We start from the raw sequence: 15,209 nt of genomic DNA, 5'->3' as shown, positions 1-15,209 counted from the left end.
AAGAGATGTTAAAGATAGATACTATCGGGGGTATTACGAATGACATATAGTATAGGTGTAGATTATGGTACAGGCTCAGGTAGAGCTTTTTTAGTGAATACAGATAATGGGAGCATTGTTGCTAAGTATGTAAAGCCGTATACACATGGCACAATAGAACGATCATTAAATGGTACAAAGTTACCTCAAAGTTTTTCTTTACAAAATAGTAATGACTATATGGAAGTTTTAGAAGAAGGGATACCAGCAATTATTGAAGAATCTGGTGTCGATGCAAGTGAAATCGTAGGAATTGGAATAGATTTCACATCTTCTACGGTCATGTTTACAGATGAACATTTAACACCGATTCATAACCTGCCGGGGTTCGAAAATAATCCGCACGCATACGTCAAATTATGGAAACATCATGGAGCTCAAGCTGAAGCAGATTTACTATTTCAAACAGCACTAGATAACCAAAATCGTTGGCTAGGATATTATGGATTTAATGTGAGCAGTGAATGGATGATTCCAAAAATTATGGAAGTGAAAAATAAAGCGCCTGAAGTTATGAATGTGACTCAGAATATTATGGAAGCCGGTGATTGGATTGTTAACCAACTTACTGGTCAAAATGTGAGATCGAATTGTGGGCTTGGTTTCAAATCATTTTGGGAAGAAAATGAAGGATTCCATTATGATTTATTTGATAAAGTCGACGATGAATTATCTGCAATCGTGCGTGACAAAGTCGATGCGCCAATCGTAAAAATTGGAGAAACAGTTGGTACAATATCTAAAGAAATGGCTCAGAAATTAGGTTTGAGTAAAGAAACAAAGGTCAGCCCATTTATTATCGACGCCCATTCTAGTTTATTAGGTATTGGTTCACAAAAAGATAAACAAATGACGATGGTTATCGGTACGAGCACATGTCATTTGATGCTTAATGAGGAACAACATAAAGTCCCAGGTATCTCTGGTTCGGTAAAAGGCGCAATTATTCCGGAATTGTATGCATACGAAGCTGGTCAATCAGCAGTTGGAGATTTGTTTGAATACGTTGCGAAACAAGCACCGAAAGAATATGTAGATGAAGCACAACAAAGAGACATTTCAATATTTGAATTATTAAATGAAAAAGTTGAACATCAATTACCAGGTGAGAGTGGGTTGGTTGTGTTAGATTGGCACAATGGTAATAGAAGTGTACTTAGTGATAGCAATCTTAAAGGTTGTATATTTGGAATGTCTTTACAAACAACTCATGAAGAAATATATCGTGCTTATTTAGAAGCTACTGCGTTCGGTACTAAAATGATTATGCAACAGTATCAAAGTTGGAATATGGATGTAGAAGAAGTCTTCGCTTGTGGTGGTATTCCTAAAAAGAATCCTCTAATGATGGATATTTACGCTAACGTGTTAAATAAAAAAATTACAATCATTGATAGTGAGTATGCACCTGCTATAGGAGCAGCAATACTAGGTGCGTTATGTGGTGGGGCACATAGTAATTTAAATCAGGCAATTGGTGCAATGAAAGAACCTGTACTATATGAAATTGAGCCAACACCAGAGAAAGTGAAACGTTACAAAAAGTTATTTAGTGCGTATAAAGAACTTCATGACATACATGGTTATAAAAAAGCGAGAATTATGCGCAATGTGGGTAAACTAATGGAAGTATAGAACGATCATTAAATTTTGAAAGTGACTCTGAGAATAGAGGTTCAACTCAGAGTCACTTTATTTTTATGCTGACTTCTTATGAGGTTGTGCTGTTTTTGATGTTGAATTTTTAGAGTGAGTATGTTGGTTAGAATCACTTGTGGATTTCTTAGCTGAGCTTGGTTTACCATTAATCACTCTTACAGGATGAGTAGTATTATATTTACTTAGATCATGTTTTTGGATATAACTGCCTACAACTTCGTCTAACGAAATACCTTCTTCACGTTTTCCTCCAAACATATCATAGCCATCACCTTTACTAGCAGTGAAGTCATTCGTAGCTACATAATATGTCTTATTAGGGTCTAATTTTTCAAACTTTCCAGTATCGTGATTAACCACTTGAATGTCTTTCACTCTTGAACCAGATTTTTGATTGATATCATAATAAACGCGTATGGATTTAGAAACCTGTAAGAAACCGCCGTTTGATGAGAGTTGTTTCTTGCCATTCTTAGTTTCAGTTGGTGCACTTAAGCTATGTTCAAAAGCTTTCTTCACATCTGAACCTTTAACTTTAATTTGAGATATTAAATTACCGAAAGGAAGAACAGATATAATATCATATTTTGTAACCTTCCCTTTGGAAATTGATGCACGAATACCGCCACCATTTGTGATAGCGAAATCAGGTTTATGTTTAAAGTTCTTAGTTGCATAATCTTCCATTGCATCCGTAATTAAATTGCCTAGATTTGTTTCTTGTTTACGAGCTATATTTCTTTCGCCGTTTAATTCGACTTTATTATTAGGAATAACAACAGTGGAAGTTTGTTTTTTGAATTCATCATTTGCTTTATTGACTTGTTTCTCAAGAGCTGGGTCAGCTTTCACATTGTTTGTGTCTTTAACATTAATCAGACTCGCTGTTAAATCTGAAACTTTACCATGGTTAAAAGTGAAATCAATTTTACCAACATTTTCTAAAGCAGTCCCAGTCTGAGCTAAAATGTCATTATGAAATTTCATACCATGTTTAATAGCTGTATGAGAATGACCGTCTAATACAATAATAGGTTGTTTAAATGATTTGTCCTTCGATAATTGATCTGTTAAATAATCACCTCGCCACTGTTCTTTCGTATTTTTATCGATACCAAGGTGAGATAAAACAATATAAACATCAACTTTGCCGTCAATGTGTTTCATAGCATTTCTAACGCTATTTAAAGGATCTTTAAACTCTACATTCTTAACAGCGTCTGGAGAAGTTTTAATTTTGGTTTCTGGAGTTGTGACGCCAATAATTCCATAACGTACGCCGTTTCTTTTAATCACTGTGGAAGGTTTGAAAACTCTTTTGCCGTTTTTATAAATATTAGAAGAAAGCATCGGAAATTTCACTTTACTTTGTAACTTTAATAATTGGTTATAGCCAAAGTCGAATTCATGGTTACCGATAGCCATGGCATTATAACCAACTGTATTCATCGCTTCAGCCATTTCTTCACCTTTTGAATGGTTTGAAACAGGTAATCCTTGAAAGGCATCTCCTGAATCTAGAACTAAATCAGGATTTTCTTTATTTTTTAATCCTTTTAATTTTGGCATGCCTATCACACGACCTTTTTCTTCTACAAAGCGACCGTGAATATCATTTGTATGTAATATCTTATGTTTACTTAGAGACTGGTCTTGATTTGAGTGACTCGTACTAGTATGTTCGGTTGCAAAGGCGTCATTTACGTTAGGTACAATACCTAGGCCAACGAGTAGTATAATGATGATACTAAAAAGTATTCTCTTCATATTTTCCTCCTTTATAAAAATGGATTTACAATGTAATATTACCATATAAAAAGAATAGATAATTATTTTATTAAAATTTTTAACTTTAAATTTAGACCTATTTAACAAAAAGTAAAATCACTGAGTATAAAGCACAGTCACTAATATGGTTATAACTCCAAATTTTAAAACTCCAAATATTATTTTCATACAATTATGTGCTCACTACATATACAAGAAAGCGCTTTTATAATATAATATAGATGTAAATTAAGAATATGTACATATCAGAAGGACATCGCATTTTTATAAATGAACAAGGGGAGATTTCGTGATGAAAAAGATAATGATTACAGGCGCATTAGGCCAAATTGGAACCGAGTTAGTTGTGAAATGTAGGGAAATTTACGGTACTGAAAATGTATTGGCTACTGATATAAGGGAACCTGAAGTCGATTCTCCGGTTCAAAATGGACCGTTCGAAATTTTAGATGTTACAGATAAAGATCATATGTTTGAATTAGTAAAAGACTTTGAAGCAGATACATTGATGCATATGGCAGCATTATTATCTGCGACTGCTGAAAAGAACCCATTATTTGCATGGGATTTAAATATGGGTGGGTTAATGAATGCCTTAGAAGCGGCACGTACATATCACTTGCAATTCTTTACACCAAGTTCTATTGGGGCGTTTGGTGCGTCAACGCCTAAAGTCAATACGCCACAGGTAACAATTCAACAGCCTACAACGATGTATGGTGTAAATAAAGTCGCAGGTGAATTATTATGCCAGTATTATTTCGTTAAGTTTGGTGTAGACACTCGTAGTGTAAGATTCCCTGGACTTATTTCACATGTGAAAGAGCCTGGCGGAGGTACAACAGACTATGCAGTAGAAATATACTTTAAAGCAGTGAGAGAAGGTCGTTATACTAGTTATATCGATAAAGACACATACATGGATATGATGTACATGGATGATGCGATCGATGCCATTATTAAATTAATGGAAGCTGATGGTGCTAAATTAGAAACACGCAATGGATATAACTTAAGTGCAATGAGTATTGAACCTGAAATGGTTAAGAATGCGATTCAAGAATTTTATCCAGACTTTGAATTAGATTATGATGTTGATCCAGACCGTCAACAAATTGCATCAACTTGGCCAGATAGTATTGATACAAGTTGTTCTCGTGGCGAATGGGGATTTGATCCTAAGTATGATTCAGCTTCAATGACAAAGGTAATGCTTGAGGCTATCGAAGAGAAAGAAAAGGTTGCTAAATAACCACTCACTATTTACAACGAAGTTCACTTATTTTTTGGGAGTGAGACAGAAATATAATTTATCAAAATTACTTTCGTTGTCTCACCCCGGCAAGGATGGCTAGGATTGAAAGAAGCTTGATATAAGCGCACTTTCAATTCAGACATCTACTGCCAATATATTAAAGAAGGTTGAGACAATTGATTATGTCCCAACCTCTTTTAATTTGTTGCGAAGTTAATTTATTATTCAAGTATTTTGTATAATATAAATAACGAAACTTGTAACTTTAGTATGGTAATGTTTAACTAATTAAGAATACATAAGTACATTTGGGTATTTATTTTGAATATTTAGAAAACTTATTGAATAGTAAATATACGATTGATATAATCTAGTATAACTATTCGATTGGGAGAAATTATTAGGAGGCAATAATCATGTCAGAAAAAGTAAAATTTGAACAACGAGATAACTTAAAAGAGAAGCCAGATCCATCCAATTTAGGCTTCGGTCAATATTTCACAGACTACATGTTAAGTCTGGATTATGACGCAGATAAAGGTTGGCATGATATGAAGATTGTGCCTTACGCACCATTAGAAGTTTCACCAGCTGCGCAAGGTTTACATTATGGTCAAGCAGTTTTCGAAGGTCTTAAAGCATATAAACATAATGATGAAGTCGTTTTATTCCGTCCAGACCAAAATTTCAAACGTATTAATAATTCATTAGCACGTTTAGAAATGCCTGAAGTAGATGAAGAGGCTTTACTAGAAGGATTGAAACAACTTATTGATGTTGAACGTGATTGGGTACCAGAAGGAGAAGGACAATCTTTATACATTCGTCCGTTCGTCTTCGCAACAGAAGGTATACTTGGTGTACGTGCGTCTCAACAATATAAATTATTAATTATCTTATCACCATCCGGTGCTTATTACGGTGGAGACACATTGAAAGCAACAAAAATCTATGTGGAAGATGAATATGTACGTGCCGTTCGTGGTGGTGTAGGATTCGCTAAAGTTGCTGGTAACTATGCTGCTAGCTTACTTGCACAAACCAATGCTAACAAGCTCGGATATGACCAAGTTTTATGGCTAGATGGTGTTGAGCAGAAATATGTTGAAGAAGTGGGTAGCATGAACATCTTCTTCGTTGAAAATGGAAAAGTAGTTACGCCAGCATTAAATGGTAGTATTTTACCAGGTATCACTAGAAAATCAATTATCCAATTAGCTGAAGATTTAGGATATGAAGTTGAAGAACGTAAAGTTTCTATCGAAGAATTATTCAATGCTTACGATAAAGGTGAACTTACAGAAGTATTTGGTTCAGGTACAGCAGCAGTTATTTCACCTGTTGGTACACTTCGCTATGAAGACAGAGAAATTGTTATCAATAACAACGAACCTGGTGAAATTACACAAAAACTTTACGATACTTATACAGGAATCCAAAGTGGCAAATTAGAAGATAAATACGGCTGGAGAGTAGAAGTCCCTAAATATTAATTTGTCTTTTTCAGAAAGAGCTTTCTCATATGAGAGGGCTCTTTTTTAAATACCATCTTTTCAATAACAATCCTCTTTTCTATAATTATCGATGTCTCTATATTACAATAATAAATAAACGTATAAACTAATAAAATCATTTTCAGGAGAGAAGTAAAGATGGAATGGATATTATTTGATAAAGATGGCACGCTCATCGAATTTGATAAAAGTTGGGAGAAAATTGGTGTCCGTCTCGTTGATAAACTATTAGAAACATTTCCGGTTCATGACAAAGAGGTTGCGCATCGTCAACTTGGAATTATCGATGACAAAATTGTTCCTGATTCAGTGATGGGCTCAGGATCTCTAGGAGATATGATTAAATCTTTTAATGATGTGACGGGTCAAGATACAACGGACTGGACAAGAGATACAAGTCAAGAACTTGTTGATACGAGAGTTCCTGAAAATAACTGGATTGAAGGCGTACAAGATGTGATTCAAGAACTTAGAAATGAAGGCTATAAAATTGGTATTGTCACAAGCGATACGAAAAAAGGCGTGAATCAATTTTTAGAGGAAACACAGTCGAAATCATTATTCGATCTCATCATCTCTACAGAAACACATGCTGAAGAGAAACCTAATCCAAAGGTGTTGGCACCCTTATTTGATGCATATGATGTTTCACCAAATCAAGTGGCGATTATAGGTGATACAGCCAACGATATGAAAACGGCAATTAATGCTAAACTAGGTCTAGGCATTGGTGTACTCACTGGGATTGCTAAAAGAGAAGAATTGCATGAAGCGGATGTCATTATTGATAGTGCTAAAGATGTGAAACAAATTTTAGACCAGTACAAAAATGAATCAAATTGATATAGAAAAGCGTGGGAACTTGAATCACTATACTAAACCAAAGTACAACTTTTGGGTACAGTACAGACTCAAGAAAAAGACCACGCTTTTTAAAATATCTTAGTTGCGCTTTAACGTTTTGCTTTATTCTAATCCTAAACGCATACGGAAAGTTTCATCTTGATAAGCACTTCTGAATCGTCCACGTTTTTGTAATTCAGGTACAATCAATTCCACAAAATCTTCTAAACTATAAGGTAAAGAAGGTGGCATAAGATTAAAACCATCAGCGACACCTTCATCTATCCATTTCTCCATGGTATCTACAATTTCTTCGGGTGTACCTATTAGAGTAAGATGGCCACCTCCCGCACTCAAATATCCTAGTAATTCGCGTACAGTAGGTTGCTTGTCTTCAATAATGGCGAGCACGGTTTCATAACGGCCAACGGGACCTTTAAACGCTTCAACAGGTGGTAAGTCTGGCACAGGTTGATCCAGTTCCCAATTTGAACAATCTTGTTGAACGAAAAAGCTCAATTGCTTTAAGGCATCTTCAATAGGTAGGTAACGATCTAATTCTGCTTTTTTAGCCATTGCTTGCTCGTGTGTCTCTGCCACATACGTAACTAAACCAGGAAAAATTTTGATGGCTCTATTTGGGGTTTCACTTTTAGTAATGGCATCAGTCAATTTGTCACGGTAAGCACGTGCTTGTTCAATATTCCAAGAGACAGAATAAACAACATCAGCATATTTTGCGGCTAGTGCGACACCTTCTTTAGAGGCACCGGCCTGCATAGATACTGGTTTTCCTTGAGGACTTTGTGGCGTTGTTAATGGCCCACGCACTTGAAAGTTGTCACCTTTATGATTGAAAGGTTGAATATCGCTAGATTCTAGTATTTTATCGTCCTGTCTGTTAGGAACGAAAGATGAAGTTGACCATGATGTAAATAATTGGTTCATGACTGACGCAAATTCATCCGCTTTTTTATAACGTTCAGATCTTTCTGGTAACTTTTTAAGACTGTGATTTTGAGCTTCTGCATCGGTCATAGATGTGACTAAGTTCCATCCCACTCGACCTTGAGTTATATGATCTAGACTGAGTAATTGTCGTGCTGCTGTAAATGGATTTGAAAAGGTGCTAGAGATTGTGGGTACCAAACCAACATGAGAGGTCACTTGAGCAATTGCGGTTAAATTAATGATAGGATCAAACCAAAACGCAGGCAACGTTGTATCGTCACTTGCATTAAAAGCTTGATTATCTGCAAAAAATACAACATCAAAATTTCCTCTTTCAGCAATTTGAGCCAGATGCTGATAGTACGATATGTCTCCGATTTGTTCTATAAACGAATCATCCATTTGCCATGCTGCTTGATGATGTCCACATCCATAAAGTAAAACACCTATGTTAAGTTCACGTGATTCTTCCAATTATGACACCTCTTTGTCTCTCTATTTTAATAAAGAATGACTTGAAAAATTGAGACATTAATTCATTGTTAATCCGCCATCAACTGTAATATTTTGACCAGTGATGCCACGAGCTTCATCTGATGCCAAATAGACCACCATATTTGCTACATCTTGTGGTGTAGTTACCTTTTTTAAAGGTGTAGTTTGAGCAATTAAATCGAACACTTCAGGTGTCGTGACTGCACTTGCGTTTGTTGTTTTTAATAATCCTCCAGAAACGACATTTGCAGTAATCCCATATTGTCCTAACTCTGCTGCAATGTTACGTGTGAATCCTATCAAGCCAGCCTTTGCAGTAGTATATTCATGATAAGGAACTACAGGGTTTTGATATAAATTTGTGCCGATATTTATAATTCTGCCACCTTGCTGGTTGATAAATTGCGGGATGACACTTTGAGTGACATTGAATGCAGCTTTTAAAGTGCCGTCCAGTTGTTGTTGGTAATCATCCCATGTTAAATCTTTGAAACTTTTTTGTTGATTAGGATCAAATTTAAAGTTAACTAACGCATTATTAATCACAATATCGATCTTTCCAAAGTGTGCTGTAGCTGTTTCAATCATTTGGTTAACTTCATCACGACACGTCACATCTGCTTGAATTGCGATGGCTTTTTCATCACTTATATGTTCAATTAACGCTTCGGCTTTTTCTTTACTCTGCTTGTAATTGACGACGACATTATAACCTTTCTCAATTAATGTTTGAGCGATTTTAGCGCCTAGACCACGACTGCTTCCTGTAACGATTGCTGTTTTTGACATAATAATCCTCCAATAAAATAATTGTAATTAGGTAAAAAAATGCACAACCCTTCCGTAAGAAAAGTTGTGCATCTTAGTGATTAAATATTTAAACAGTTTAATGGTAAGATTGATGTCCACACTTTCCTACGCTAGTTCGAACTAGTTCAGGTTCAAAGGGTTTGGATTGTCTCCATCTCAGTTAAAAAACACCCCTAGTGCAAATAATTAACTTGTAATATTAACGTATATTTAATTTATATGGTTGTCAAACATAGGATGTGAGCTATGTTTCAAGTCGTTTTACGATCTTGTATCTACATTTCGATGTGTCTGTATGATGTGTGCAATTTTCTCAATAATTGGGTCTAATGAATCGAAATCTTCATGAATATCATACTCATTGATATTGACGCGCACGACAGGACACGCATTGAAATTGTTAATCCAATCTTCATAACGTTTAAATAACTTCTTCCAATATTCTGGATCTGTATTGATTTCCATGTCACGACCACGTTGCTTAATACGGTCAATGACCTCGTCATAATCACATTCTAAATAAATCAGTACATCTGGTTTTGGAAAATAAGGTGTCATTACCATAGCATTAAATAATTCTGCGTATGTATGGTAATCTTCCTGACTCATTGTACCTTGTTCTTCGTGCATTTTCGCAAAGATATCAACATCTTCATAGATAGAGCGGTCTTGCACAAACCCGCCACCATATTCAAACATACGTTTTTGTTCCTTGAAACGTTCCGCTAAAAAGTATATTTGTAGGTGAAAACTCCAACGTTCGAAGTCGTGATAAAACTTATCTAAGTAAGGATTATGATCAACATTTTCAAAAGAAGTTTTAAAATTTAATTTGTCAGCAAGTGCTTGCGTTAATGTAGATTTACCTACACCTACAGTACCTGCAATCGTAATCACTGCATTTTGAGGAATGCCAAAATTATTCATCTTTGCTATCTCCAATCATGGGTTTTATTAATTCTAAAATTTCTTTATAATCGTTATCATTTTCCACAAAATCTTTCTCGGTTGTATCAATAAGGATCACGTTTGCGCCTTCCTTTTTTAAAGATTCATAATATGCTTTATAATCTTTTTTCAATGTTAATAAATAATCATCTTCAATCGTATGTTCGAAGTCACGATTACGTTTGGCTATTCTAGATTTCAAAATATCTAAATCTGCATCTAAAAAGATAATCATATTAGGCATTTCAAGATCCTCAGTTAAAATATCATAAATACGGCTGAATTTATCAAATTCTTTCTCATCTAACGTATTGCTCGCAAAAATTTTATTCTTATGTATGTGGTAATCACTTACAACACCTTGATCTAACGCTTCAAGATCTCTAATTTGTTTATATCTATTACACAGAAAGAACATTTCAGTTTGGAAACTCCATTTTTCAATATCGTCATAAAAATCTGAGAGAAATGGATTTTCGTCAACAATTTCTCGTTCTTCATAATAGTTAAGCGTCTGACTGAGCTTGTGTGCAAGTGAGGATTTACCTACACCTATAGGTCCTTCAATTGCAATAAATGGTTTATTCATATTCACTTCTCCAAATGTTAAAATAGACATTGAGTATTGTACCATAAGTGAGGTATTGCAACACATATGAGAACTGATAATGATTACATGCGTTTAGCAATTAAAGAAGCAAGAAAGGCTCAAGAACTAGGGGAAGTTCCAATTGGCGCTGTCATCGTGAAAGATAATCACGTTATTGCTCGCGCTCATAATTTGAGGGAAACATTACAACAACCCACGGCTCACGCTGAACACATTGCTATCGAAAGAGCGTCAGAAGTGATTGGGAGTTGGCGTTTAGAAGATTGCACGTTGTACGTCACTTTGGAACCGTGTGTGATGTGTGCAGGTGCAATTGTGATGAGTCGTATTCCACGCGTCGTTTACGGTGCTATTGATCCTAAAGGTGGCTGTACAGGGAGTTTAATGAACTTATTAGCACAGCCGCAATTTAATCACAGAGCGATAGTTGAGTCTGGTATTTTGGAAAATGAATGCAGCACACTGCTACGTGAATTTTTCAAAAACATACGCCAACAAAAGAGATCCCTCAAACAAGCCAAGATACAAAATGACACAAATTTGTTAGAATAACTGTGTAAATTAAAGGTGACAAGCTTTTAGATAAACTAGTAAATCAATTAGTTATGCATGAAGAAGAGTGAATACTCGAACAGTAGTAAGATAAGGCTGGGATTCAAATTTATAATCTAAATAAACGAAGTATTGATAGCGACACGCCTGCAGGAATAGCATGAGTCTTGAGACTACAGGCTCAAGCCATGCCCGCGGCAAGGGAGCTAAAGCAATACGAAGTATTAATACCCCAGCCTAATCTTTAAAAGTTTTTCTGCAGTTTGAGGTGACTATTCACGTTCGCCTTTTCAAAAAATAAAACATAAATATTACCTTCAAACAGGAAGAAACGAGGTCAATGAATGATAAAGTTAATTGCAACAGATATGGATGGAACGCTACTTAATGCAGCACATGAAATTACTCCAGAAAATCAAGCAGCTATTAAATTTGCGCAAGAACACGGTATTACAGTCGTTATCGCAACAGGACGTGCCTTTTACGAAGCGAATACGCCCGTTGCTGAAACAGATTTGAAAGTACCATATATCTGCCTGAACGGAGCGGAAGTTCGCGACGAAACGTTCAATATCATGAGCACATCTCATCTCAATCATTCCTTAGTGAATAAGATTACAACTACGTTGAAGAAGGAAGACATTTATTATCAAGTCTATACAAATAGAGGAATTTATACAGAAGCTCCTCAAAGAGATTTAGAAATATATATTGATATCGCTGAACGTGCCGGTCAAAAAGCAGATGTTGAAAAAATTAAAAATAGTATTCAAAAACGTATCGATAATGGAACTTTAAAAATTGTAGATAACTATGACAAAATTGAAGAGATCCCTGGCGAATTGATTATGAAAATTTTAGCGTTCGATTCTGATTTAGGAAAAATTGACCTTGTAGGTCAAGAACTAGCCAAATCACCTAATCTTGCCGTTTCTTCTTCTTCAAGAGGTAATTTAGAAATTACGCATTCAGATGCGCAAAAAGGGATTGCCTTAGCGACCATTGCTAAACAACTTGGTATTGACTTAGAGAATGTCATGGCACTCGGAGATAACTTAAATGATATTTCGATGCTAGAAAGAGTGGGTTATCCTGTAGCCATGGATAATGCTGCACCAGAAGTGAAAGCTGTGGCTAAGTATATCACTGATTCAAATGAAAATAGTGGCGTCGGTAAAGCAATTATGAAATTTTTAAAAGATGAAAATCAATTATCATAAACAAGAGGTGTAAATAATGAAAGGATTAATTATAGTAGGTAGTGCTAGAGTAGGTTCACATACGAACGCGTTAGCTAAATACCTTACAGGTCAATTAGACGAACACGGGGTGGATGTTGAAATATTCGATTTAGCTGAAACGCCTATTCATCAATTAGACTTTTCAGGTACAACTCAAGCGGTTGATGAGATTAAAAAGAATGTGAAAGATCTTCAAGAAAAGGCCATGAATGCTGATTTCTTCATTCTAGGAACGCCTAATTATCATGGTTCGTATTCTGGAATTCTTAAAAATGCACTCGACCATCTCAATATGGATTACTTTAAAATGAAACCCGTGGGTCTAATTGGAAATAGTGGAGGCATAGTAAGCTCAGAGCCTTTATCTCATTTAAGAGTGATTGTACGTAGTTTATTAGGTATTGCCGTTCCAACGCAAATCGCTACACATGATTCAGATTATGCTAAATTGGACGATGGTACATTATATTTAGAGGATAATGAATTCCAATTACGTGCAAAATTATTCGTAGACCAAATCGTCTCATTTGTAAATAATAGTCCATATGAACATTTGAAATAAAGAGTATCATAGCGAACGGATCCTCTATTTATTACAATCGTCATTTCCTAGAGATCCCTCATACACTGTCGACAAAGCTTTGGCTTTTGTTGGCAGTGTTTTTTGTAACATAAATCACCCGATATTATCCCTCTAAAAAAAGGATGGAATAGAAATATAATTTAGCCCTCTACTGCCCATATGTTAAAAAAGGCTAAGACAATAAATAATGCCTTAGCCGCCTGTCCAATACAACTAGTTAAATAAACTTAATAGCTGTTCCCATCTTTTTATAATGGCGTTTTTACTATAATTTTGTGACGTTTCAATACTGTTTTTGGAATACATTTTTTGTAATTCAGGATTTAAAAGTAAATTTCTAACCTTTTCATATAGCTGATTCTCATCATTAAAATTAACGAGTAATCCGTTATAATCATTGATAATTAATTCGCTTGGTCCATATTTAATATCATAGCTAATCGTAGGTACACCATGTGATTGCGATTCTAATAACGCTAATGAAAAACCTTCCATATTACTTGTTACTAAACTTACATATGCTGTCTTGAACTCGTCAGTCAAATCATTAATAAAACCTCTTAGGAATACATGATTATTTAAATGATATTCTTGAATTAAATCTTTTAGTTTTCTTTCTTCAGCACCAAATCCATATAAATGTAATTCAATATGAGGGAATTCTTCTTTTAATTTATTTACAAGTCGAACCTGTTGTTCTAATTGTTTTTCAGGAGAATATCTCGCCACTGATATTAATTTTTGATTCTGATAACCGAAGTTAGACTCAGTTGCCTCCTCTGAAAAGCCTACAGGAATCGCATAAACAGGAATCACATCACGAATTCTATGGCTCACATCTTCTTTTTGTTGTTGTGTCGAAACAACGATTGCACGATAACGCTCTAAATGATCGAACACACCTTTATACACATTTTTAATACGAGAGTGTTCTAAATCGCTGATATCTTTGACATGCGTACTATGTAAAACAGCGACTACAGGAATAGTGTTTGATACTGAATTGAAAACATGTGATGTAATTAAATTTCTATCACTAAAGAATACATCGCCATTTTGATATAATTTTTCTATGAAAAATGCACCTAATTCTTTGTCATTGTTGAAAAATAAGACTCTTTCACAGTAATTCAATAGTATTTTCTTTGCTACATTAGGTTCATTTGAATCAATATCAAAGTACTTTTCAATTTTTACTTCGCCACTTGGAGAATAATAAAACTCTGATTGTATTTTTTGATCTGTTGATAAAATTCTTGTACAACTTAAAAATCCGCGCGTATCATAGAGTTCTCGTTTAATTTTTCTACGAGATGTATCAAAATAGTTGATATAATCAATTTTTCGTAGTGTGTCATCACTAAAATGAGCGTACATAATAAAGTTTTCACCATCATACACCCGCACATCGTTCGCTTGGTGCACATCTCTAACAGTATAGCCACATTCTTCTTCCCAATAATGTAACCAATTTTTACTAAATATAGACATCACATTTGTTGATTCTTGGAAATAATCATACATATTAATATAATCTTCATTAGTTATATAATTTGAAGCCGTATCTGTTAAATAACGATTCCATGCTAGTAGCACAATTCTTGCTGAATAATGATATTCTTTAAAAAGATTTAAACGATTAATAATAGCTTTTTCTATACCAGTTATTTTTTGACCTATATTATTTCCTACAAAATAAAACATTCAATACCTCTTAAGTTTAAATTTATTTTACAAATATTGTAACATAATAAAATCTTTAAATATAAAATGAACTAAAAATAAAAAAATAGAAAAATTGATTAATCCTACTAATATCAACGATTTGCATGTAATCAAACCGACCTAACAGTCAGAAAATTTAAAATATTGTTAGCGCTTACACACATTTTTATGATAGACTTACACGGAAGAGATGTTT

Annotated in this window: 13 protein-coding genes and 1 riboswitch; of the genes, 7 read left to right on the top strand and 6 right to left on the bottom strand. The window is 34.7% G+C overall.

Annotated elements, in window-relative coordinates:
• Positions 1–39 precede the first annotated feature (39 nt).
• Positions 40–1,674 carry a ribulokinase gene (locus tag JMUB898_RS11490; protein ID WP_002441126.1) on the top strand — a complete coding sequence of 545 codons (1,635 nt, stop codon included), beginning with the start codon at positions 40–42 and terminating at the stop codon, positions 1,672–1,674.
• Between the two features lie 63 nt (positions 1,675–1,737).
• On the opposite strand, the gene JMUB898_RS11485 is transcribed toward JMUB898_RS11490, so the two are convergent.
• Entirely contained in the window at positions 1,738–3,465 is a 1,728-nt protein-coding gene (locus JMUB898_RS11485) for a 5'-nucleotidase C-terminal domain-containing protein (protein WP_037541127.1), read from the bottom strand.
• Positions 3,466–3,778: 313 nt separating this feature from the next.
• Between JMUB898_RS11485 and JMUB898_RS11480 the strand changes: the two genes are divergently transcribed.
• The 3 genes from JMUB898_RS11480 (at position 3,779) to JMUB898_RS11470 (ending at position 7,098) form a co-directional block, all read left to right on the top strand.
• A complete protein-coding gene (locus tag JMUB898_RS11480; RefSeq protein ID WP_126502007.1) occupies positions 3,779–4,738 on the top strand; it encodes an NAD-dependent epimerase/dehydratase family protein in 960 nt (319 codons plus the stop codon).
• 419 nt (positions 4,739–5,157) lie between these two features.
• On the top strand, positions 5,158–6,234 hold the full coding sequence (locus JMUB898_RS11475; protein WP_002441129.1) for a branched-chain amino acid aminotransferase: 1,077 nt from the start codon (positions 5,158–5,160) through the stop codon (positions 6,232–6,234).
• A gap of 159 nt (positions 6,235–6,393) precedes the next feature.
• Entirely contained in the window at positions 6,394–7,098 is a 705-nt protein-coding gene (locus JMUB898_RS11470) for an HAD family hydrolase (protein WP_002441130.1), read from the top strand.
• 123 nt (positions 7,099–7,221) lie between these two features.
• Here JMUB898_RS11470 and JMUB898_RS11465 read toward each other — a convergent pair whose 3' ends face one another.
• The 4 genes from JMUB898_RS11465 to JMUB898_RS11450 form a co-directional block, all read right to left on the bottom strand.
• Positions 7,222–8,523 carry an LLM class flavin-dependent oxidoreductase gene (locus JMUB898_RS11465; RefSeq protein ID WP_002441131.1) on the bottom strand — a complete coding sequence of 434 codons (1,302 nt, stop codon included), beginning with the start codon at positions 8,521–8,523 and terminating at the stop codon, positions 7,222–7,224.
• A gap of 57 nt (positions 8,524–8,580) precedes the next feature.
• Positions 8,581–9,333: a 3-oxoacyl-ACP reductase gene (locus tag JMUB898_RS11460; protein ID WP_002441133.1), complete on the bottom strand. Its 753-nt coding sequence runs from the start codon at positions 9,331–9,333 to the stop codon at positions 8,581–8,583.
• 106 nt (positions 9,334–9,439) lie between these two features.
• Positions 9,440–9,539, bottom strand: a riboswitch (TPP riboswitch).
• A gap of 76 nt (positions 9,540–9,615) precedes the next feature.
• A complete protein-coding gene (locus JMUB898_RS11455; RefSeq protein ID WP_002441135.1) occupies positions 9,616–10,281 on the bottom strand; it encodes a deoxynucleoside kinase in 666 nt (221 codons plus the stop codon).
• A complete protein-coding gene (locus tag JMUB898_RS11450; protein ID WP_044466950.1) occupies positions 10,274–10,891 on the bottom strand; it encodes a deoxynucleoside kinase in 618 nt (205 codons plus the stop codon). Before JMUB898_RS11450 ends, JMUB898_RS11455 begins: the two co-directional genes overlap by 8 nt.
• Positions 10,892–10,957: 66 nt before the next feature.
• On the opposite strand from JMUB898_RS11450, the gene tadA reads away from it, so the two are divergent.
• The 3 genes from tadA to JMUB898_RS11435 all read left to right on the top strand — a co-directional run bounded on the left by tadA (position 10,958) and on the right by JMUB898_RS11435 (position 13,267).
• A complete protein-coding gene (gene tadA / locus JMUB898_RS11445) occupies positions 10,958–11,464 on the top strand; it encodes a tRNA adenosine(34) deaminase TadA (protein WP_002441139.1) in 507 nt (168 codons plus the stop codon).
• A 344-nt stretch (positions 11,465–11,808) separates the two neighbouring features.
• The gene (locus JMUB898_RS11440) at positions 11,809–12,684 is read left to right on the top strand and encodes a Cof-type HAD-IIB family hydrolase (protein ID WP_126514801.1); all 876 of its coding nucleotides are present in this window, start codon (positions 11,809–11,811) and stop codon (positions 12,682–12,684) included.
• A 16-nt stretch (positions 12,685–12,700) separates the two neighbouring features.
• Positions 12,701–13,267 carry an NADPH-dependent FMN reductase gene (locus JMUB898_RS11435; protein ID WP_002441143.1) on the top strand — a complete coding sequence of 189 codons (567 nt, stop codon included), beginning with the start codon at positions 12,701–12,703 and terminating at the stop codon, positions 13,265–13,267.
• 234 nt (positions 13,268–13,501) lie between these two features.
• Here JMUB898_RS11435 and JMUB898_RS11430 read toward each other — a convergent pair whose 3' ends face one another.
• Entirely contained in the window at positions 13,502–14,992 is a 1,491-nt protein-coding gene (locus JMUB898_RS11430; RefSeq protein ID WP_002441144.1) for a glycosyltransferase family 4 protein, read from the bottom strand.
• Positions 14,993–15,209 lie beyond the last annotated feature (217 nt).

Origin of the sequence: Staphylococcus caprae (genome assembly GCF_003966625.1) — a bacterium.
Lineage (GTDB): Bacteria > Bacillota > Bacilli > Staphylococcales > Staphylococcaceae > Staphylococcus > Staphylococcus caprae.
This window is presented reverse-complemented; position numbering and strand designations above follow the sequence as displayed.